This window comes from Streptomyces sp. JB150, assembly GCF_011193355.1.
GTDB lineage: Bacteria > Actinomycetota > Actinomycetes > Streptomycetales > Streptomycetaceae > Streptomyces.
Genome location: NZ_CP049780.1, coordinates 4132250 through 4152064, shown reverse-complemented (window position 1 = coordinate 4152064; position 19815 = coordinate 4132250). Strand labels below are relative to the sequence as shown.

Below are 19815 nucleotides of genomic sequence, written 5' to 3'. Positions count from 1 at the left end.
ACGCGCAAGACCTACTAAATTTCAATTGTGATGTTGGTTACAGTAGCTGGCGGCCGCCTCACCGTTTCCTCTGAAGGAGGATCGGCCCGGTTGGGGCTGGGAGGCTTGGGGTCTTCCTGCCAGTCGGCCTCGTACGTGCTCTGGGCGTGTTCGTTGATCACGATGCTGTCGAGGAGGGCGCGGTCGATGCGCTCTTCGCCAGTGAGTACGGCGTCGACTGCCGCTTCGCGGACGAGTTCTGCCAGGGAGCTGATGTTTCCTCCCGTACGGCGGTGCAGGTACTTCCACAGGCTGGTGAGCGTTCCAGGCTGATGCTTGTACAGCACCAGAGCGTCTTCCATGGCGCTGATGACGGAAACCCAGTCGGTCTTGTCCTCCTTGGTTTTGATGGCGTAGGGGGTCATGTGGAGAAGGGTGTTTCGGCCGGCGGTCTGGGTGACGCGGGCGGCGCCGCTGCCTTCGAGGAAGAGGCCAGAGTGCTTGAGGTCGACGCCGGTGTAAATGAAGGTGGCGGCGGTGTGGTTCGCGATGTACTTCAGGTGATCGTTGACGACCTTTCCTTCCTTGAGTGAAAGATCCATGAAGTGCGCGTCGTCGATGATGACGAGTTCGACGCCGACGAGTCGCATGTTCTCCAGGATGAGGCGGGTGATGTCGCTCTTGGTGGCCCCGGAGCGGTAGGGCTGCGCGAGATATTGGGCGAGGGCGATAGACAGGTCCTTGGGGGTGGCCTGGGAGGGGATGTTGACGTAGACAACGGGGGTGTAATCGATCAGGCGGTCGCTGACGCGGTACTGCTTGGTGAAGCGTTCGGGATGGTTGCGCCGCAGTTCGTGTTCGAAGTCGTAGGCGAAGGTCTTGACCAGTGTGGATTTGCCGAGCGTTGCGGGGCCGTCGAGGACGATGCCGCGGCGGGCCCCGGCGGACTGGTGGGCATTGGTCATCATCCGTCGACGGATCTGGTGATGGATGGTCTTCATCTGGCTGGTGCGGACGATGACCAGGGCGCTGTGGTGGATGAAGCGGGCTTGGTTATGCAGGTGCCGTTCAGCGGGGCTGAGCTGTTCGTAGACGTCCAGGGGCAACAGGGTGGGTTTGGGCGGGAGCTGGTAGTCGAGGTATTCGCGCCAGTCCTCCTTGGTCCGTGGTTCGGACAGGCCGGGATGCCTGAAGTTACCGGGTCCGTGTTGATCGCTGGGCGTGTTGTCGAAGGGCGGGGTGGTCGGCACGACGGTCAGCCCTCCTGGCTGGCGTGGGGGTTCCAGACCTCGGCGGGCTGGACGGTGTGCGGGTCGAAGTCGTCGTCCTCGTCCGGCAGGTTCGGCACGGCGTGCAGGCCCGGCACGGTTGGCGGTGGAGTGTCCGGCCGGGGGCGAGGAAGGGCCGGGGCGGGGACGGCGGGTGTGGAACGTGCCTCGTCGAGGGCCTGTGCCTGGGCGCGGTGGCGGTCGCGGGTGTGACGCTTACGGTCGGTCTTCGACCACGTCTCGGGGGCGTCGGTGCGGTTTTGCAGGTCCCACAGCGCCTTAGCGATCTTCTCCTGGTAGTCCTTGTCCTTCGGATCGCCGCTGCGGAATTCGACCAGCCGCTTTGCCTCGCGGAGGGTGATGTCGGTGAAGGGCTGCAGGTCGCTGAGTGCCTTGGTCCAGCTCAGCGTGTACCACTTGCTATCGCGGGGGTTATGGAAGTAGGCGTGCAGCAGGTTGCGCGGATCGTAGCGGATGGGCCAAAGCCCGTCGTCGTAGGGAGACTTGGTCCGGCGGAACTGGTACAGCACGGGCGCGTCGTAGATCAGGTAGTTGAGTTCGACGCCGTAGGGGTTGATGGCCCGGCCGTTGTCGGCGATGGGCAGCAGCTCGTAGTACAGGTTGGGGTCGCGTGGGCAGTCGACGAAGCCGGCCGAGCCGAGGGCCATGGCGTACGCCTCGTTGGGCGAGATATTCAGGTCGGGGAAGCCGTGCAAGTGCAGCCCGGTGTGGTGCTGGTTCTGGTAGACGGCGACGACGTACTCGGCGAAGAACTCAGCGATCTCGTCTAAGGCCCAGCGGGCCTGTTGCTCGACCGTCTTACCGCGGTGGGCGACGTTAAAGCCCTTGTATCCGGCGACGTGCATGGAAAACTGCTCACGGATGGTGCCGAAGAGGCGTTCGACGTGTGGTTTGTCGGTGGGCTTGAGTTTGCGGGCGTCCTGGATGTCGATTTTCCATTTGCGGCAGGCGCGGTGGACGACATCGGACTTGTAGGGCTTGCCGTGGTCGTAGAGCAGGGTTTCGGGATAGATGACGGGCCGAGCGGCGGCTTCGGCGAGGCGTTCGTCCACGCTGAGGTGGCGCTCGAAGGGGACGCGCAGCATTTGGTAGCGCAGGGCGTCGGCCCAGTCGGGGCGCACGGGCTCGGGTGTCATGACGTCGGCGAGGAGCAGGCCGATGTCGATGGCCTTGGTGCCCAGCGGAGTCAGGCGCCAGGCGAGGATGGAGCGGGTGGCGACGTCGAGTGCGACGGTGAGCTCGACGTTGTAGGTGGCGTTCACCGCGGGGTCCCAGGCCAGGACGTCCAGCGGTGTGGTGTCGAGCATGACGACTTGGCCGGGCCGGTGGGCGATGACGTGGCCGAAGGTGCGGTCAGGCTGGTTGGCGTCCGAGATCCGCTGGTAGGCGGGGTCGGAGGGGCTGCGGGTGAGGAGGAGCTTGACCACCCGGCGGAAGGTGTCTTCCTTGGGCAGAGGGACGGTGCCGGGCCCGTAGTCCTCGTCCAGCCGGTTCTGGGTGCGGCGGCGGAAACGCGTGGAGACGCTGGAGGAGCTGTCGAGGCGTTCGGCGGCCGCTTGCTCCCGGATGGCGGTGATCACGCGCTCGTCGATGTTGCGCAGGGGGTTCTTCAGGCGTGCCTTGCGCCGGTCGACCAGCGCCCACAGGCCGTTTTCCTCCCACTCGTCCAGGAGCTGCCAGATGCGGCGTGCGGTCAGGCCCAGTTCGGCCGCCTTGGCCTCGACGCGGGCGGTGAGCGGGAGGTCGGGGTGGTAGTCGCGGCGTGGTTCGCCGGCCTCGGCGTCGAGACGGTCGCCTGAGCGGTATCCGGTGGTGGCCTCCTTCATGTGGGCTTCCAGCTTCAGGGCCTCTTCGCGGACTTCCTTCGGCAGCAGCGCCAGGACGCCGCCCGGATCGAGTCCCGCGGTGATGTCCGCTGCCTGGGGCGGTGGGATCGTCTGGGCGCGGAAGGAGGGGTCGGCAAGCAGGACGCTGAGCATGATGGTCTGGTGGTGCCCGGAGGCGGAGCGGAGCCTGACCAAGGCGCCGGTCATGCCGGTGACCTGGTGTTTTTCCTCCTCGAACTCGATCCAGTCGGTGGCGGCGATGCGGTGGCGCTGGTCCATCAGGCGTGCTCCAGGGCGGGCGCGGTCCACACCCGGGTGTGATCGCGCAGGGGTTGGGTGAGGTCGAACAGCAGGCGGTGATGCCACATGAGGTGATAGGTGACGGCGCGTTCAACCTGGGGGTCGGGCCACAGGGACAGCAGCTCGCCGATAGCGACGGGGTGTTGGGCTCTGAATTGCAGGACGTGGGCGACGGGCGCTGCGGCGTTCAGGGGCCTGCGGTAGCCGGCGAGCCACTCGACGGTGGCCCACAGCTGCGGGTCCGGTTCGCCGACCATCTGGTAGTCCCAGCCGAGCGTTGCGCACGCCGTTGCGGTGCGGCGGGCCTGGTGCTGGACTTTGGGCTTGTCCACCTGTTCGGGATTCTTCACGTCCAGCAGCAGCACCGAGCCGTCGGTGCGGCGGACGAACAGGTCCGGGTAGTGGGTCCAGGGCCCGTCGGCGTCGATGCCCTCGAAGATGAATGGCTGGGCCGCAAAACAGGCGACGTTCGCGTCGAAGTCCAGGAGCTTCATCCAGCGGGCTTCCAGGAAGCTCTCGTACTCCAGGACGGTGTCGCTGCTTGCTGCCCAGTAGAAGCCGGGAGTGTGCTTCTGCCCGGCATAGGAGGGGATGTCACGGGCGGGCAGGCAGGTCTCGAAGCGCACATCGGCGGCCCGGTCGGCGGGCAGAAGCCGTTCGGTGCCGCCTGCGTCGTAGTAGTGGATGAACAGCTGCTGGAATGCATGCCGTACGGGCCGCAGTGTGCGGGATCTTTTCGGGCTCATGCCCCTCCTGGTACGTGAGCGTGGAGAAGGTCGCGCCCGAAGGCAATCAGGTGGTCGGCAACGGTGTCGGGGATCCAGACTGCGAAACGGCGCCAGCCCTCTCGGACAGACTCGGTGCTGGTCGGTGTCCACAGCTCCGGGAGGTAGGCGGGGGCTTCGCGGACATCACCGCCGGTGAAGTGCTGCCAGACCCAGGCGGCGGCGTGGCGGCGGCGCTGGAGGGTGACGTCGTGCTCCAGCGGGCGGCATACCGGATACAGCACCGCGTGCGGGACGGCGGTCAGACCGGCGAGCGTCCGACGCCGGGCGGCGTAGTCGATCAAGCCGCGCTCGAGGTGGCGGGCGCCGAGCTGTTCGACCGCTGTCCAGAACGCGTCGGGGTCGGTGATGCGCTGGACCAGGGTGTTGGTGGCGCGGGCGGCCTTGAGAGTTTCCATGGCCAGATCGGCGGCAGCCCGCTGCCAGCTGGTGGCGCCGGCGAGGCGGGCCAGGGCCAAGGCGGCCAGTCTCCGCCCGCTGACCGGCGCGGTGCCAGGAAGGTGAGGTTCGAGCAGCTCGGCGTAGTCCTCGGCGTCCACGAGGTGGGGCAGGTGGTCTGCGGTGAAGGAGAGCCTGGCCGCGGGGCGGGCGGAGAGTGCTCCGGCGATGCGAGAGCCGGGCGGGGCAGCCGCCCGTACCAGCGGCTCCAGGCAGGGCGGCCGGGGAACGGGACGCAGCGGGTCACTCTTGCCCGGGGTGCGGCGCCAGGCGACCGCGCGGCCCATCCAATCGTTCACCAGGTCTTGGCAGGCGTGCGGATCCGGGGTGAAGAGCACCGGCTCGGTCAGGGCGAGCAGGGCCGCGGCGTGGGCCGCGCTGGGCGGGCTGGCCCGCAGCTGGGTGCCGGCGCCGCCCCGGCTGGCCTGCTGCCGCCCATGCTGGTCGGCAGCGAACGTCTCGGCTGCCTCATCCGGCAGCACGGCGCAGGCGGCGAGGTCGTCGGCGGTGGCCACCAGCCGTACCAGGGCCGCGGTGAATCGCAGCGCGGCGAAGAACTCCACCGGGGCCACCCTGCGGCCCGCGACTCGCGGCGCATTGCGGCCGTCGGCGATGTCGAGGACCCGCTGCTGCAGTGCGGCAAGCGCGGCAGGCACCGGGGTGGTGGGCAGCGTGGCCAGCCTCTGGTCGCACAGCCCGGCCTTTCGCCGTCTGCTCGCGGGGCGGCGGTTGTTGCAGCGGCTCAAATCCACTTCCCCCCGGCGGGTGATCAGTCCGCGGGGGTGGGCGGCATAACCACGGCCCAGCCGGATCTGACAGCGGGAGCACACGTCCACCAGCAGCACCTGGTGCACCGGGCACACCGCAGCGATCCCCAGACGCCACCACAGCTGCCACACCGGTCGGGCAGCCAGGCACTTCGGGCACGCCCGGCTGGAGGTGAACAGGGCCCACTCCCGGTGGCCGACTGCGGTGAGTGACGCCTCCAATGACAGGTCCAGCCCGGTGAAGTCCAGCGCGCTCGCCGCGTACCGCGACAACTGCATCGCCCGCAAACACCGTGCTTCGAGCCCGGTGGCCGCCGCGGCCTGCACAAGGCTCCGCTCGGTCAGCGCAATCCCGAAGAACACCGGACGCACCGCCGAGTAGCCCGACCTGCACTCCAGGCCCACCACCTGCGCGGCCTCACCTGGTGCGAGCTGCCAGTCGGCAGCGGCCCGGCTCAGCCACGAGGCGAACGACTCACCGCTGACGGGAACCGCCACCGCCGGGAGCCGCCTCGGCAGACCACCTCCGTTCATGGCATCCCCTTCCCCGCCGCAATCTTGTAGGAGATATCCTACAAACGTGGGACTGTACTACGGTTACCGGCTGTGGCGAGCAGTGATTCCGATACCGGTGTTCCGGCCCAGCGACTGGCCTTCGGCCGAAGACTGCGGGCTCTGCGTACACGTGCTGGACTGACCCAGACCGCCGTGGCCGCCGCAGCGGGGATGGACCGGTCCTTCTACGCCGAGGTCGAGGCAGCGGTCCACAGCATCTCCGTGGACCGCGTTCCCGCACTCGCCAAGGCTCTGGGGGTCGCCCCCTCCGAGCTCTTCGAGGACACGGACCCAGGCAGCCGGTAGGGGCCCGCGTGCCGAACGGAACCGTCAGGCCAGCCCCGCCACAGGAAACGGCGCCGCGGCGGCTGCCTGCCGTTCCCCTGCCCGGCACACAGGAGTCACTGCCCAGTTGGATCAGCTGGATTGCACTCGCCTACGGGATACACCAACCGGACGTTCTCCAGGCCCTTGGGCTCTCGACACGAGGTGAGATGCGCCCGACCACGGCGGGCCTGGCGCTCTCGCCGTCCTCCGTCCAGGCGCTCCACCGGGCGACTGGAGTAGCGGCAGAAACGATCAGCGGCATGCTGCTGTCGCGCTTCGCCGCCACCGCCCTGCCCAATCTTCCGTCCCCGCCCTATCTGCATCCCGGCGTCCTGACTGCCTGGGCAGTCGGGGCCTGGGCGCTTCGCCGGCATTCCAACGACCACACCCCACGTCCCCCACGCGACGGCGCTACCGTCTGCCGCGGCCGCCTGGACCAAGGCGTCGCGATGCCAGTGACCGACCCGCTCGTCCTGGAGGGACAGAAGCGGCTGATGCGCTGGCTGTACGGAACGGCGGAAGAATCCGCAGCGGAGACGGAGTTCGCCTCCCTGACCGCACTGGCCGCGCAGCGGCTGACCTCCACCATGCTGCTGCGAGCCCGAGACGAACTGCGGAGTGCTCACCGCCCCCTTCAGTCCAGGAGTGCCGAACTGGCGTATGCGTGGACCGATCCGCTGCACATGGCCGGTGCCGCGCACGTGGCCCAGCGTCTTGCGGCCCGGCTCTACCGCCCGGAGCGGGCGGTGCAATGGCTACTGATCAAGCAGCCGCTGAATCACCTCACCGAGCGCTCCCGGTACTTGTGGGGTACGTCCCTGGTCTTCGGACCGTTTCACCACCGAACGGAACACATGCGACAGGCCCTGGAGTCAGAGCTGGTGGCTCTGCCCTATCAAGGTCCCGCCTACATCAACACCCTGTCCCCCTACCGCGTTCATCCCGTGGCCTGGACCGTCAACCGCCCAGACCCCCGAGGACCCCAGTGAAGCCGTCCGCGTCCGGCGGCATGCCGGACAGCGCTTTGCCCGGTTCCGAGGAAGCCCGGCCCGGCCTGCACCAGGTCCCGGCCACTGAGGGTGGGAACCGTCCGCTCCCGCGTCGCCTGCCCGTCGTTGTCCTCCCGCGTGTCGGTGAGTCCCTGTTCAGCTGGGTCGACCACCTCGCCTTCGTGCATGAGGTGGACCGCGCGCAGATCATGGATGTCCTCGGCCTGACGCCGAAGGCCGCCCACGCCGCACGTCTGACTCGCCACACCGCCGAGCTTCCCCTGCCCGAAGCCCTGGCACTGCATACGGCCACGGGATTGGGGCCACAGGAGCTTCGCAGCATGACCCTGTTCGGCATCGTCGAGGAGAGCGAGGGCAGGCTCTATCGGCATCCAGAGTTCCCCTGGGCGCCGGAGGAGACCTGGGCGTTTTGCCCGCTGTGCCTCGCCCCGCCCGTGCGCTGGCCCTTGTGGTGGTACCAGCCGTGGGCAGTGATGTGTCCGCGGCACGGCTGCTACACCATCTCCTTCTGCCCTGACTGCGGCTCTCCCTTCTCACCGTCAACTCTGCGCGGGGACGCGCCCGGACGATGCCCCGGGTTCCTCACGCGTGCCGACGAGCCCCGGGTCCCGCCGCCGGCCGGCAAGCGCCGCACCAAGCGCAAACGCTGCGGCCGACCGTTGTGGGAGATCGAGACGCCGACGGTCACCGACCCGACCGTGCGACGTGTGCATCACAGACTGGCCCGGCTCCACACCCATGGCTCCACTCCGACGAAGGAACGCCAGCAGTGGTACGACGACGTGCGGACCCTGAGCATCCTCCTCACCGATCCCCACCCCTGTCGGGTCCGCATCTTCACCAGCTGCGATCCCGCTCTGCAACAGCGCTTCCGCCCGGAAGACCCGGCTCGGCGCCGATTGCGGAATGACGTCGAAGAGCCTCCACAGTCGATGTGGAGCGAAACCAACGATTCAGTCCATTTGAGGACCAGCGACTCCGGTTTCCTGCACCCCTGGCGCGTCACCGCACCGACCGTCATGACCAAGCAACGCGATCCAGTCACTGCGGCCGCCAAGCTCTGCGTCATCGGCCAGATTCTCGACAGCCAGGACATCGCCGCCACGGTCCAAGACGTCCTTACCGTTCCCCGCCCGGCCAGCCTGCGGGATTTCGACGATCACCTGCCGTCGTACATGCGCCGGGCCAGCCCTCAGCTCCGCGAACTCCTGGCGCAGGCTCTCGACCCACAGGCCCTTGCGCAGCTTCAAGAGCAGGGGGCGGAAGATGCAACGAGCCCGTGAAACCGAGCCTCAGGCCCGGGGGATATCACGGAGCGCTGCCACGAGCGTGTCGAGGTCTCCGCTGTGGACGATCACTTCCTCGTCCTCGGCTGGGACATCGAAACGGGCGAAAAAGTCGTCGAGGGCTTCCGGGGTGACGGTCAGCGCATTGGCGTCCTCGCGCTGGTTGCGCTCGGCAAGGCGCCGCAGCAGTTCGGCTCGGCTGGCGGGGAAGTAGACGACTAGGGGGTGGCCGCCCGCTTCGCGGGCGGCCTGCCGCCAGGCGTCACGCTCGGTGCGGCGCCACAGCCCGTGGTCCAGGACGACGTCGTTCCCAGCCTCGATCTCCTTGATGAACCGCTGCCGGATCGCCTCGACAACGGGCCGTTCACGCTCGAAGTAAGTGTGCTCGGGGTAGTCCACGCCGTACCGGCCGTGGAGGCGGTGGACTTCCTCGTCGACGGACAGCCGGACGAAGCCGTGGTCGGCCAGGGCCTGGGCCACGGTGGTTTTCCCGGAGCCGGTCAGACCGGCCAGGAGAACGGCGAGGGGCACGTAGTCATCCCTTCCGCGACGAGCGCGCGAGCATCGGACATTGTCTCAGTCCTGCCTCACGTACGCGTAGGGCCGCCAGGTGGTGAAGATGCCACGGGCCTCCGCGGGCCAGCTGAACGGCATGCGGTCAAGGCTCACCCGGCGGAAGGCGAACCGCAAATCACTGGTGTTGATCACGCCGCCGTACCGGCCGACGTGGGCCAGCAGGCGGCCAGCCTCGTCGCGGACGGCCGGAGTGTGTTCCTCCCAAGTGCCGGAAGAGAAGTGCTGGACCCGACGACGGAGGTCGTCCAGGATACCCGAGCGCCACTTGAAGTGGTGGACCGCGCAGATGCGGTCCGCATCCGGCCGGTGGCCTGGAGCCCGGTGGTTGCCGGAGGCCACAGCCACGTCATGGCGGGCGAGGACGATCTTTCTGGGATCGCCGTGCAGGAGCCGATGGGTGAGGTGGCCGCCGAGGGGATAGGCGAGGTCGAGACCGCCTTCAGGTAGCCAGCCGGTCAGGCGTCCGCTCTCGGCGACCCGGTCGAGCATCAGCCCGCCCACCACACGGTGTCCAGACTTGTCGGCTTGGGCGATCACCTCGGCGAGCGGGGCGGGGTACTGCTGGAACTCATCAGCGTCGGCAAGCAGGTGCCAGCCGGGCCCGGCCCGGTGCCGCAGGGCATCTCGGAGCTGGGTGTTGGTGTGCTCGTGCCACGGGCCGGTGCTGGTGCCGATGGGGATGACGCCCAGCTCGCGGGCGGCGGCCTGGAGCTCGTGCCGGCGCACGTCGGAGACGTGCTCGGGAGAGTGGAAGGCAATCAGGAACCGCTCGACGCCCAGCCAGCGGTAGTGGCGGACCCAGGCGGCCAGCAGGGGCGGCTCGACGGGACCTACGACGGCGACCAGCGCGGGAGGCGTGCTCAGCATTCAGGACTCCTTCGATCGCAGGGAGGCGAAGGTGCGAGTGAGGAAGTCGGCCTGCTCGGCGGCCGACCGCATCCCCAGCAGGCCGGGGACGTCAGGGCCGGGCACCGGGGGCGGCTGGCGGATGACGGTGTGCAGGGCTTCGGCGAGGCCGGCCGAGTCGCCGGCGGGGAACGTCAGAGCCCAGGGCTGGCCGTGCAGGAGCGCAGTGAGGGCTGGATCGTGGTCGGAGACGATCAAGGGGACGCCGAGGCGGGCGGCGTCCGCCACGAGCCCGGATTCCTTGGCGGTTCCGGCGTGGCGGGTGACGAGGGCAGCGTCGGCGGCGGCGTACACCAGTCGAAGCACGGCTTCGCTGACCGGGCCGGGCACAGTGTGCACCCGCAGACCGGACAGATCCCGCCACCGCCGGAGGACAGCTTCGTCGAGCGGGGAGCCGGTCACCACCAGGTGCAACGGTTCCTTCAGCAGGGCCAGCGCGGCGTCGACGACGGTGATGTCCTTGTAGGGCCACCAGCCGCCGACGAGGCACACTGCGGCCTCGTCGGCGGGAATGTCGAACGCGGCCCGGCCGCCGTCGCGTTCAGCTGCGGTCAGGCGCAGCCCGTCGTCGACCGCGAACCCACCAACTACCGACGACAGGTCGGCGAAGGCCCCGGCGAGCTGATCGCCGACAGCCTGTGTCGGGTACACCGCGATCACCTGTTGCTCGCCTGGGCGCGCGAGCCGGCCGAGCAGCCTCACGATGGCGTCCTCGGTGGTAACCGCCTCGTGGACGAACCGAAGGTGCGGTTGGCCGCCCAGGAGGGCGGTGGCCCCATGCAGGGCCTCGCTCGCGGTCAGGATCACCAGCGCGTCGGCGCCGGACTCCAACCGACGGGCGGACCGCAGCGCAGACGCCTCCGTCAGGCAGCGGGCGATCAGGGTGATCTGGTGCGGCAGCCGCCGCAGGCGGCGGGGCCAGCGGCGCGATCGGAACAGACGCTGACCGGCTGCGGAAAACCCAGCCGCCAGCCGGGCGGCCACGAGCAGGACGCCCGACGCCCGCCCGGCCGGTCCGGTGACCAGCCGAGCACCCGCCTCGCGCAGGCCGCGGACCGACTCGGCGGCGATCCCGTGCGGGGCGATGACCAAGCTGCCGGGCCGGGCCTGGGCGAGGGCCACCAGCGTGCGCTGGTGGTGCCCGCCCAGGCGGTTCGCGTACGGCTCGATGAGCACGAGCGGGCCGGTCATCCCGAGACCACCTGATCCCCGTGGGCGGCGGTGAACCTCTCCCGCAGCCAGGTGGGATTGTTGAGATGATCGAACTGCTGCGGGTCGCGCGCGGTCTGGCGGGCGAAGGCGGCGCCCTCCCGGGCCCCAGCGGCGGCGTAGGCGGCGAACTCGCCGCTGCGGCTGAGCGTCCATGCCTCGACGCGCTTGTGTGCGTCATCGTCGGCCATGCCGTACTCACTGCCGCGGGCGAGCATCGCGCACTCGCGGAAACCGGCCTTCCAGGCGTGAAACGGGCTCTGGTTGAACCGGGTGATCCCGGCGGTGTGCTGAGCGAACTCGATGCGTCCCGGCAGGGCTGCGAGCACGTCCACGGCCTCGCCCATCTCGCGCAGGGCACTGCGGCGGATCAACTTCAGCCCGCCGTAGCCGTAAGCCAGGCCATTGACCGGGTTGACCGCCCGCCACACCCGCATGGACACTCCCTCGTCCAGCGGTTCGACGGCAGCCACGTCGAAGTCGGTGTCGATGGCGAAGTCGCCGTCGGCGAGAAAGAACTGCTCGTGGTCGACGACCTCGGCACACAGCCGGTAGGCCCGGCGCATCCCGTGCACACCGTGCAGACGCTTGACCGTGCCGCCCAGCGTCCGCTGAAGCCGGGCGTGCAGGGCGTTGGCCATCGGCTCGTCGTACGACAGGAGGACGGCGTCGAAGCTGGTCACGAGATGGCCTCCAGGTAGCGGGCAGCGACCAGGCCGGGGGCGAGGTCGGCGGTGGAGGCGTGGGCCCGCTTGGCGTGCAGCGCGTGGAACTCGTCGTCGGTGGCAAGACGCTCGGCCAGGACGACGGCCTCGGCCGGGGTGGTAAAGCACAGCTCGGGGTCGATGTGCTCGGCCAGCCAGCCCAGACGTGGGGCGATGACCGGCAAGCCCATGCCCTGGCAGTCGATCACGCTCATCGACCAGGGGCAGCCCGGCCGGAAGGGGGCGATGCCGAAGCGGGCGCCGACCAGCAGGTTCTTGTAGCGGACGCGGTCACCGCGGTCGGAGACGACCTGGACGTGCGGCAGCGCGGCGAGCTGGTCCCGCATCTTCTCGGGGCTGTCGTCCAGGCCCTTGCGTTCCGCCCGGCGCTGGCCGAACAGGTCCATGACCCGCAGCCGTACCGTGCCCGAGGCACTGAGTTCGCGGGCGAGGTCCACGAACTTCCCGGTGCCGTAGTGCGCGTACAGCCGGTGGTTGTAGATGCCGATCGCCGTGCCGGAGGCGAGCCGGGTGGTCGCTGCGTCGCGGACCAGGCGCTCGTCGCGCGGGGCTGGCACCACCCGCAGCTTCTCGCCGAGGTCTACGGTCATCCGGGCGGCGGCGGCCGACACCCAGGAGGCGGCCGTGGCGGAGTGGACCATCACGCGGTCACAGGCGGCGAGGCCGGCGGCGAACGCCAGCAGCACCGGCCGCCCGAGGCCCGCGTCGTTCAGGGAGGGGTCGAGCACGAGCTGGCCGCCGCCGGTGAAGGAGAACGGCAGGTAGTGGCAGTACCCGGCCAGCAGCGCGTTCGATCCGACCTCCAGCAGGGCCGTGCGGATCGCCGGGGCCTCCTCGACCTGGTTGGCCACCACCACATCCGGATTCTCGGCCCGGATCAGTGCCACCATCTCGTCGATGTCCGCCGAGAACCGGGCTCGGTACTTCGTTCCCGGCACCTTGGTCTGGTGGAAGCCGCACCGGGCATCCCCGGCCGCAGCCGGGGCCGCGACGGTCACCTCGGCCCCGGCGTCGGCCAGGGCCGGGGCGAGCAGGTCCGCGAAGATCCAACCCGAATCCGCGGACAGCCGGTCAGGGTTGGAGATGTTCAGCAGGTACAGCACGCGCATGATGCCGCCTCCCTCCTCTGCCCGGGGGTCGATCCGGGCCGCTGAGGGAAGGAAAACGGCGACGCAGGCCGTGACGGGATGATGAACTTGGATCACTCACGGTTCATTCATGCTCACCAACGATGACGCGGGGCGGGGCTTCGATGGACGCGCACAGCGAGGAGAGCACCGTCGAGCAGGCAGCCGAGGACTTCGCGGCCGAGCTCGCGCGGTGGCGGGAAGTACGCGGCATGTCCAAGCGGGCATTAGCGCTGGCCATGGGCTTTGACCCGTCGTACGTCAGCCACATGGAATCCGGCCGCCACAAGCCCAGCGAGGAGTTCGCCCGGCTTGCCGAAGAGACACTGAACGCCGGGAAGGCGATCTGGCGGCGCTGGTGCGACTACGAGCAGGCCCGGACGAGGTCCCGGCGCCCGGCCGTTGCCCCGCCGACCCCGCGCAGGCCCGAGCAGCCGTACGCCACCGGCTCCGCGCTTGTCGTTGAACACGATGCTGCACGGCTCCAGTACGACGGACGCTCGTACCGGCTCACGATGCGACGGCTGCTGCGGAACACCGGCGAGGAGCCCGTCACCCGCTACCTGATCCGCATCTCCGTCGACCGCTATCCCGGCGACCCGGAGCGGTCCAACGCGCACTACCGGGCGCACCCGCTGACCTGGGATGAACTCGACCTCACGGCCACCTGTCGAGGGGAGACCATGCGGTGGCAGGCCAAGCACGACCGGGACGCCTTCAAGGAAGTCTGGCTGCTGTTCGACAACGAACACGGTCGCTTCCCGCTCTACCCGGGCGAATCGGTGTGGATCGAGTACGCCTACACCGTCGGGGACGAGAAGTGGGGCAACTGGTTCCAGCGGGCCGTACGCCTGCCCACCGAACAACTGGAGGTTCAGCTGGCCTTCCCCGCCGCCCTTGATCCGGTCGTGTGGGGCACCGAGACCTCCATGACCGCCGAAGCCTCCCCGCTGCGAACCCCTCCCGTCCGCAGCGATGACGGTGAACTACGGCAATTCACATGGATCACGACCACACCCGCCCTCCACGCTCGGTACCGTCTTGAGTGGCGGTTTCGGGCACGGCCCGAACTCGAAACGCATCAAGGGGAGTTCAGGTGATTGACGTGCGGCCCAGCCAGCAGATGCGAGGCCTCGGAGTCGTCCAGCACGGCGCCGGCATCCTCGCCGAACCGGCCCGCGCCTTCGACCTGCCCGCCGAGCACGACGAGGCAGAGCGCATCACCGACGAACTGTTCGCCGCCATGGAGCGGATCGGCCAGGTCCACCCCTTCGCCAAGGGCATGGGCATCGCCGCCCCGCAGATCGGCATCGGCCGGGCCGCCACCGTCGTCCAGCCGCCCGGCGCCGCACCCGCCATCATCCTGCTCAACCCGAAGATCACCGACCGCTCCGAGGAGATGGACGAGCAGTACGAGGGCTGCCTCAGCTTCTTCGACGTCCGCGGCCTCGTCCCACGCCCCTTGAAGATCACCGTCGAGACCACGGCCCTGACCGGCGAGACCGTCACCACCGTGTACGAACGCGGCCTCGCCCGCCTCATCCACCACGAGATCGACCACCTCGACGGCCTGCTGTACACCGCCCGCATGAGGACCGGCGTCGATCCCATCCCCGTCGAGCAGTACCGGCAGACCGGTCAGACCTGGGTCTACGACGGCACTTGATCCTCCGCGAAGACCCCTACCAGGGCATTCACTGTGACTTAGCGGAGGAAGCCGCCACGTCCCGCAGCCGATTCAGCGTGACAGCTACTTGCTGACCGAGGTCCGTGAGCCGGTAGGTGATGGTGACCGGTCGGGTTGCAGCGACATGCCGGGATACCAGTCCGCTGCTCTCCAGATCAGCTAGGCGACTGGAGAGCATGCGGTTGGAAATGCCGGGGACATCTCCCTGGATCTCGCCGAATCGTCGCGAGTCTTCAAAGGCGTGGAGCGCCAGCAGGATGTGCATCGTCCACCGGGCCGAAAGGGTTTGAAGGAGGTCATTCTGGGCCCGGGACAGCGGGGCACTGCGGTCGCTGGCGGTCATGTCCCTCCTTCCTCGGCATGGTACGAGCTTAGAAGGGAGGCTTCTCTCCGTTCTCTGCGGTGTCGAACAGAGCGTCGCTCTGCGTCTCGTCGTCCTTCTGGTTCGCTTCGGGCCCGGCCTTCGGTGCGTGTTCCTTCAGCATGATGAACTTGGGGAACCTGCCCGGAGCCTTATCGTCTTCCCGGGCAACCGCGACCCACTGATCCGGGTAGAGCTGATCAAGCGCCTGCTTCACCAGGCGCCTGCCCCAGTCGAAGGCGGACCCATCGCGCTGGGCGTGGGCGGGTGCCTTCTCTGCCAGCATGTGCGCGACACGGCCCCACTTGATGCCGCGAGCGGTGTCGATCATCTGGTGGAACTCGGGCTTGTTGTCACGCAGGTGGACGATCGCGATCGCGCTGTCGTCCGCCGCGGGCTCTTCCCCCGCGACCACACTCGTGGTGCCCTGCGGATGGCTGGCGGCGAGACTGGCCGAGGCGACCCGAGCTTCGGAACGTCGTTCTTCGACAGCGGTTCGGGCTTGGGCGGCGAAGCTGTCGGGGGCCGGGAGCGAGTAGTCGGGGTCGGCCATCGCGTAGGAGTCCTCGAAACTGAGGACACGCACGGAGACAGGGTAGGGGCGCGAGTGCCGGTCGGTGCCGGGTGCACTGGACCAGTAGACGCCGTTGCCGACGAGCGGCTCGTTGAGCAGGGTGGCCAGCAGATCCTCGGAGAAGTGGGCGTTGGCCTTCTTCAGGGAGATCAGGTCACCCTGCGAGAGCAGGTGGAAGACGAAGAAGTTGTCTCCCTGGCTGAGCAGTTCCTGCGGCAGGCTGCCCGGCTGCTGCGTGATGAGCAGGGCGCCGAGGTCGTACTTGCGACCTTCCTTGACCCAGGAGACGAAGGGACCGTCCTCGCTCTGGCTGGAGCCACCGAGGACGGACTGCGCCTCCTCGATGACGGCGATGGTAGGGATGGACTTGGGGTCTGCCTCAGTGAACTGGTTCTGGTTGTGCTCGAAGATGTCGCCGAGGATCACGCCGGCGAGCTGGAGTCCCTGAGAGCCGCGCATCTGGGAGATATCCACCACGCAGAGCTTGCCCTGGGACAGACAGTCCTTCAGAGCGCTCAGGAGCTGGCTGTCGGGGTCGTGGAGAGCGTTGACGACGCGGGTCATGTTGCCGATCGCGGCGTTCGTTTCGGCCTCCTGGCTTTCGCCGAGACTCAGGATCTCCCGAACTTCGTCGCGATCGGCTCCGTACTTGTCGCGGTGAATCAGGTCGACGAGACGGCTCCACTTGGGCCCGTCGAGGGACTTGAGCTTGACGACGTTCTGCTGGTCCTGCTTCTCCGGCGGCAGCGCGATACCGAGCACGCGCGAGGCCTGCAGTTCCTTGATGTTCAGCTTGACGCCGTTGACGACGAAGGACTGGTAGAAGTCGCTGGGGCCCTTGCGGTTGGTGAAGACCACCAGCTTGTCGCGCAGGTGCGGTACATCACACAGGGCGGGGCGGCCCTTGAAATCGGGCCAGAAGTACTCGCCGTCCGGGTCGAAGATGACCGTGCCTACGGGGGCCTCGCCAGAGCGGCGCGGGACAGTGGGCTGGTGCTCGTAGAGGGCGGAGAAGAGCAGCTTGACCAGGTTGGACTTGCCGAAGCCGGCGCGGGCGAAGACGAAGCTGCGACGCGCTACGAGCTTGTCGATCTGGAAGGTCGGCATGATCGCGGGCTGCTGGACCTGCATCCAGGAGGTGTCGCCTACGCGCTTGTCGTTGCCGGCGTAGACGAATTCACCGAAGGCGAGGAAACCGATGGGCACCGCGCCGTCGTCGGTGTCGTTGGCGTTGACGACCTCAGCGAGAAGGTCGTCTCCCAGGAGGGCGACCTGGGCGCCGACGTGCGGCAGGCGTCGGTGGCTGGGGACGAAGATGTGCTTGTCGCCCTCCATGCGGAGAACGCCGAGGATGCGGATGTCGACCTTGTACTTCAGGTAGCGCTCGCGCAGCTCGTCAGGGATGGGTCGCTGGTCGCGCACAGCGCGAGTGGCGTAGTCCTCACCGATGGGGGACACCAGGCGGCCCTGGGAGGAGATGGTGGTGATCCGTCCCAGGATGGCTTCACGCTCGTGTTCGAGCTGGACAAGGACGAACTGGCCGTGCATGGCCATGGTCTGGAAGTCGTCGTGGTGCGGCAGGACGAGATCGGCGTGGAACTCCATGCCGCTTTCGGCGAAGCCGCGGAAGGTGCCGACGACTTTGTCGCGCTCGAACAGGCTCATGACGGTTCTTGCTCCACAATGCGCGGGGCGGACAGAAAGAGGTGTTACTCGTAGCGGCGGGCGGCCACGTCGGAGGCCAGCCGCAGGGCGTCGATGACCGGGGCCTTCTCTTCGCCGACCTGGTCGCGGACGGCGTCGACGAGCTGGTCTTCGATGATGTCCATGTCCAGGTCGGCGACGCGGGAGAAGCTGTCAGCCTGCTGGATGCAGTTCGGGTAGAGCGGGATCGGGAAGCCGGCCACGGCGTCGGCCTGCAGGTAGCCGAAGATCGCCTGGGCTTCCTTGTCCTGGCGGGCCATGACGTCCACGGTCCAGATGGGGTCGCCGGAGTACGGGCCGAAGCGGACGAAGTACATGGAGCCGATGTTGAACTTCGGCTTCTCGCCCTTGGACTCGTCTTCGATGCCTCTCGTGTACTCGTCCCACAAGTACACCTCGTCCAGCATCTCCGAAGGCACCTTGGCGAAGCAGGCGGCGCCGTTGTCGAACACGCCGGACAGGGAGATCGCAAGCCGGTAGTACTCCAGGACTTGGGTCTTCTTCGCCAGCCCAACCAGCCATACCTTGCGGCGGTCATTGCGCCGGATTCGTTCGATGGCCTCGTACATCAGCTCGCCCATCTTCACGAACAGCTCGCCGTGGAAGATCTTGCTGCGCAATAGGCCGTCGCGGACGATCAGGGTGTCGACCGCGTAGTCGCGGTGGCAGATCAGGTCGTACAGGGTGGCCCACTCGCACAAGTCGCGGAAGACCTGCACCCAGCTGGGCGACTTGCCGGACATCATCGGGGAGAGGTCCTGGAGTCTTTCGACGCCGAGGCCGTGCATCATCCTGCCGAGGGCGGTTCGCGGGCTGCCGTCCTCGTGGAACTGGCGGCGGCTCAGGGCGTCGATGTCGGAGATCGGGGAGACGACCTCCATACACAGCTCTTTGCCGTTGGAGTCTACGACCCGGACGACCTGCAGGTAGAACGGGTTGAATGCGACCTTGTTGTTGCCTCCGTCGGAGGACATCAGCGCGACCGACGTCGCTGCCCGCGGCCTAATCACCCGGACTTCGGAGCGGATGGCGCGGGCCTGCTGGACCAGCTTGTCCAGCTCCGCGCGGCCAGCTTCGACCTGGTCGCCGATCAGCTGTTTGAGCTGCTTGATCTGGTCCGCGTCGAACATGCTTCTCCCCACACCACGCTCGTGCTGTCACAGCCGAGTGATTCACTCGTCTGGCCCCACAGCATGACACGAGGCACTGACAGTCCGTTACGCAGTTGTGGGAAGTAACTGGGTTACCCGATCAGCGGGGCAGTCCGACCAACTCGGCTACGAGGTCGATCTCCTCGATGGCGGAGCCGGCCTTGCCGAACTGCTCGGCTTGCCGGGTGCGCTTGGGAGGAGTGCCGGCCTTGTGGACCTCCTTGACGACCCACCCGGCTTTCGCTTCCTTCACGGAGGCCAGCAGCATCTCCTCCGGGTCGGTACGGGCGGAGGGCAGGGCACCGAAGCGGATCGCGAGCCGGGCGCCTTGGCGGCAGCGGCGGGCGGTGGCGGCCCACACCTCGGCCAGAGCCTGGATGAACGCCTCCTGGTTCGGCTGGCGGGCGATCTGCCCATGCGTACCGTAGGGGACCTCCGGAGGACCACCGAGGAACCACGAGCGCAGCCACTGGTCCGCCACATAGGTGCGCATGCCGTAGTACGGGGGCGAGGTGACCACCAGGTCGAACTTCTGCCGCAGGCCCTTGAGGATCTCGACGGAGTCCCCCTGGTACACCTTCCCGCCATGAGCAAGAGGGACGGCATCCAACAGACGGTTGGCCCGCCGCTCAATGACCTCCAAGGCCGGGATGCGCACCGGCTCCATGTCGCGCTGGGACCAGAACTTCACCGCGTAGGCGGGCTTGGAGGCGTAGGTGCGCGGCATCTGGTTCGACAGGTACGACGGGAGGTTCTTGTTGCGCGGGCCGTGCAGGATACCCAGCATGACCGCCCGCAGCATCGCCGCCGTCGGCGTGGTCATCTCCAGCAGGGCCTCGCGCAGAGTCACGAGCTCGTGCAGCGTCTCGCGCTCGAAGCACCACTGCCAAAACTCGCCCTCGGGCACCTCGCCCCGCATACCGCCGTCGAGGATTTGCCGGGCGAGCCTGACCACGGCGGCCGGTGTGACCTGGATGAGCTTGGCCTGCGCTATGGCGACGGCCACCGGGTTGATGTCGATGCCCACCGACGGCAGTCCGGCGAGGCGTGCGGCATACAGCGTGGTGCCCCGCCCGCAGAACGGGTCCAGCACTCGGGTGGCCTGCGGGTGGGCGGCCAGCTGCTGAAGCGGGAATTCCAACGGGAACATCGTGTAGTACGGGCAGACGGCATTCAGCCGCAGCACATCTTCGGGCCAGCTAAAGGAAGGGGCCGCCACGGTCACCGTCATGG

General features: G+C 68.1%; 18 protein-coding genes. 5 read left to right on the top strand and 13 right to left on the bottom strand.

Going from position 1 to position 19815, the window contains the following annotated elements:
• Positions 1-14: 14 nt before the first annotated feature.
• From G7Z13_RS19375 to G7Z13_RS19360, 4 genes are read right to left on the bottom strand one after another with little or no spacing between them, the layout of a single operon-like run.
• Positions 15-1229, bottom strand: coding sequence for a TniB family NTP-binding protein (locus G7Z13_RS19375; RefSeq protein ID WP_166001000.1), 1215 nt, complete (start codon positions 1227-1229; stop codon positions 15-17).
• 5 nt (positions 1230-1234) lie between these two features.
• Positions 1235-3373, bottom strand: coding sequence for a transposase family protein (locus G7Z13_RS19370; RefSeq protein WP_166000998.1), 2139 nt, complete (start codon positions 3371-3373; stop codon positions 1235-1237).
• Positions 3373-4140, bottom strand: a complete 768-nt coding sequence (locus tag G7Z13_RS19365) for a TnsA-like heteromeric transposase endonuclease subunit (RefSeq protein WP_166000996.1) — start codon at positions 4138-4140, stop codon at positions 3373-3375. The genes G7Z13_RS19370 and G7Z13_RS19365 overlap by 1 nt, the downstream gene beginning before the upstream one ends.
• Complete coding sequence (locus G7Z13_RS19360) at positions 4137-5918, bottom strand: TniQ family protein (RefSeq protein WP_166000994.1); 1782 nt, start codon at positions 5916-5918, stop codon at positions 4137-4139. The genes G7Z13_RS19365 and G7Z13_RS19360 overlap by 4 nt, the downstream gene beginning before the upstream one ends.
• Before the next feature lie 72 nt (positions 5919-5990).
• On the opposite strand from G7Z13_RS19360, the gene G7Z13_RS34135 reads away from it, so the two are divergent.
• The 3 genes from G7Z13_RS34135 to G7Z13_RS19345 are packed head-to-tail and all read left to right on the top strand — an operon-like array spanning position 5991 to position 8559.
• Positions 5991-6245: a helix-turn-helix transcriptional regulator gene (locus tag G7Z13_RS34135; RefSeq protein ID WP_166000991.1), complete on the top strand. Its 255-nt coding sequence runs from the start codon at positions 5991-5993 to the stop codon at positions 6243-6245.
• Positions 6246-6253: 8 nt separating this feature from the next.
• The gene (locus G7Z13_RS19350) at positions 6254-7255 is read left to right on the top strand and encodes a TniQ family protein (RefSeq protein ID WP_346767994.1); all 1002 of its coding nucleotides are present in this window, start codon (positions 6254-6256) and stop codon (positions 7253-7255) included.
• Positions 7252-8559, top strand: a complete 1308-nt coding sequence (locus G7Z13_RS19345) for a TniQ family protein (RefSeq protein ID WP_166000988.1) — start codon at positions 7252-7254, stop codon at positions 8557-8559. Before G7Z13_RS19350 ends, G7Z13_RS19345 begins: the two co-directional genes overlap by 4 nt.
• A 9-nt stretch (positions 8560-8568) precedes the next feature.
• On the opposite strand, the gene G7Z13_RS19340 is transcribed toward G7Z13_RS19345, so the two are convergent.
• From G7Z13_RS19340 to G7Z13_RS19320, 5 genes are read right to left on the bottom strand one after another with little or no spacing between them, the layout of a single operon-like run.
• Positions 8569-9093: an ATP-binding protein gene (locus G7Z13_RS19340; protein WP_166000986.1), complete on the bottom strand. Its 525-nt coding sequence runs from the start codon at positions 9091-9093 to the stop codon at positions 8569-8571.
• A gap of 45 nt (positions 9094-9138) precedes the next feature.
• The gene (locus tag G7Z13_RS19335) at positions 9139-10005 is read right to left on the bottom strand and encodes a glycosyltransferase family 2 protein (RefSeq protein WP_166000984.1); all 867 of its coding nucleotides are present in this window, start codon (positions 10003-10005) and stop codon (positions 9139-9141) included.
• Positions 10006-11235, bottom strand: a complete 1230-nt coding sequence (locus G7Z13_RS19330) for a glycosyltransferase family 4 protein (protein ID WP_166000982.1) — start codon at positions 11233-11235, stop codon at positions 10006-10008.
• The gene (locus G7Z13_RS19325) at positions 11232-11936 is read right to left on the bottom strand and encodes a hypothetical protein (protein ID WP_206313110.1); all 705 of its coding nucleotides are present in this window, start codon (positions 11934-11936) and stop codon (positions 11232-11234) included. Before G7Z13_RS19325 ends, G7Z13_RS19330 begins: the two co-directional genes overlap by 4 nt.
• Positions 11933-13087, bottom strand: a complete 1155-nt coding sequence (locus G7Z13_RS19320) for a glycosyltransferase (protein ID WP_166000980.1) — start codon at positions 13085-13087, stop codon at positions 11933-11935. The genes G7Z13_RS19325 and G7Z13_RS19320 overlap by 4 nt, the downstream gene beginning before the upstream one ends.
• 143 nt (positions 13088-13230) lie before the next feature.
• Between G7Z13_RS19320 and G7Z13_RS33370 the strand changes: the two genes are divergently transcribed.
• Together G7Z13_RS33370 and G7Z13_RS33365 are read left to right on the top strand one after the other, a co-directional pair.
• Positions 13231-14205: a helix-turn-helix transcriptional regulator gene (locus G7Z13_RS33370; RefSeq protein ID WP_206313109.1), complete on the top strand. Its 975-nt coding sequence runs from the start codon at positions 13231-13233 to the stop codon at positions 14203-14205.
• Complete coding sequence (locus G7Z13_RS33365; RefSeq protein WP_206313108.1) at positions 14202-14771, top strand: peptide deformylase; 570 nt, start codon at positions 14202-14204, stop codon at positions 14769-14771. The genes G7Z13_RS33370 and G7Z13_RS33365 overlap by 4 nt, the downstream gene beginning before the upstream one ends.
• 28 nt (positions 14772-14799) lie before the next feature.
• Here the strand turns inward: G7Z13_RS33365 and G7Z13_RS19310 are convergent, their stop codons facing one another.
• The 4 genes from G7Z13_RS19310 to G7Z13_RS19295 form a co-directional block, all read right to left on the bottom strand.
• Positions 14800-15135, bottom strand: coding sequence for a helix-turn-helix domain-containing protein (locus tag G7Z13_RS19310; protein ID WP_166000979.1), 336 nt, complete (start codon positions 15133-15135; stop codon positions 14800-14802).
• A 28-nt stretch (positions 15136-15163) separates the two neighbouring features.
• The gene (locus G7Z13_RS19305) at positions 15164-17392 is read right to left on the bottom strand and encodes a DUF87 domain-containing protein (RefSeq protein WP_166000977.1); all 2229 of its coding nucleotides are present in this window, start codon (positions 17390-17392) and stop codon (positions 15164-15166) included.
• A 44-nt stretch (positions 17393-17436) separates the two neighbouring features.
• Entirely contained in the window at positions 17437-18561 is a 1125-nt protein-coding gene (locus G7Z13_RS19300) for a hypothetical protein (RefSeq protein ID WP_166000974.1), read from the bottom strand.
• Positions 18562-18682: 121 nt separating this feature from the next.
• Entirely contained in the window at positions 18683-19813 is a 1131-nt protein-coding gene (locus G7Z13_RS19295) for a DNA methyltransferase (RefSeq protein WP_206313107.1), read from the bottom strand.
• Between the last annotated feature and the right edge of the window lie 2 nt (positions 19814-19815).

Coding starts and splice junctions, on each gene's coding strand:
- G7Z13_RS19330 (WP_166000982.1), bottom strand. CDS start 11,235: ATGACCGGCCCGCTCGTGCTCATCGAGCCGTACGCGAACCGCCTGGGC.
- G7Z13_RS19300 (WP_166000974.1), bottom strand. CDS start 18,561: ATGTTCGACGCGGACCAGATCAAGCAGCTCAAACAGCTGATCGGCGAC.
- G7Z13_RS19295 (WP_206313107.1), bottom strand. CDS start 19,813: ATGACGGTGACCGTGGCGGCCCCTTCCTTTAGCTGGCCCGAAGATGTG.
- G7Z13_RS19310 (WP_166000979.1), bottom strand. CDS start 15,135: ATGACCGCCAGCGACCGCAGTGCCCCGCTGTCCCGGGCCCAGAATGAC.
- G7Z13_RS19320 (WP_166000980.1), bottom strand. CDS start 13,087: ATGCGCGTGCTGTACCTGCTGAACATCTCCAACCCTGACCGGCTGTCC.
- G7Z13_RS19305 (WP_166000977.1), bottom strand. CDS start 17,392: ATGAGCCTGTTCGAGCGCGACAAAGTCGTCGGCACCTTCCGCGGCTTC.
- G7Z13_RS19360 (WP_166000994.1), bottom strand. CDS start 5,918: ATGAACGGAGGTGGTCTGCCGAGGCGGCTCCCGGCGGTGGCGGTTCCC.
- G7Z13_RS19335 (WP_166000984.1), bottom strand. CDS start 10,005: ATGCTGAGCACGCCTCCCGCGCTGGTCGCCGTCGTAGGTCCCGTCGAG.
- G7Z13_RS33370 (WP_206313109.1), top strand. CDS start 13,231: ATGGACGCGCACAGCGAGGAGAGCACCGTCGAGCAGGCAGCCGAGGAC.
- G7Z13_RS19365 (WP_166000996.1), bottom strand. CDS start 4,140: ATGAGCCCGAAAAGATCCCGCACACTGCGGCCCGTACGGCATGCATTC.
- G7Z13_RS19370 (WP_166000998.1), bottom strand. CDS start 3,373: ATGGACCAGCGCCACCGCATCGCCGCCACCGACTGGATCGAGTTCGAG.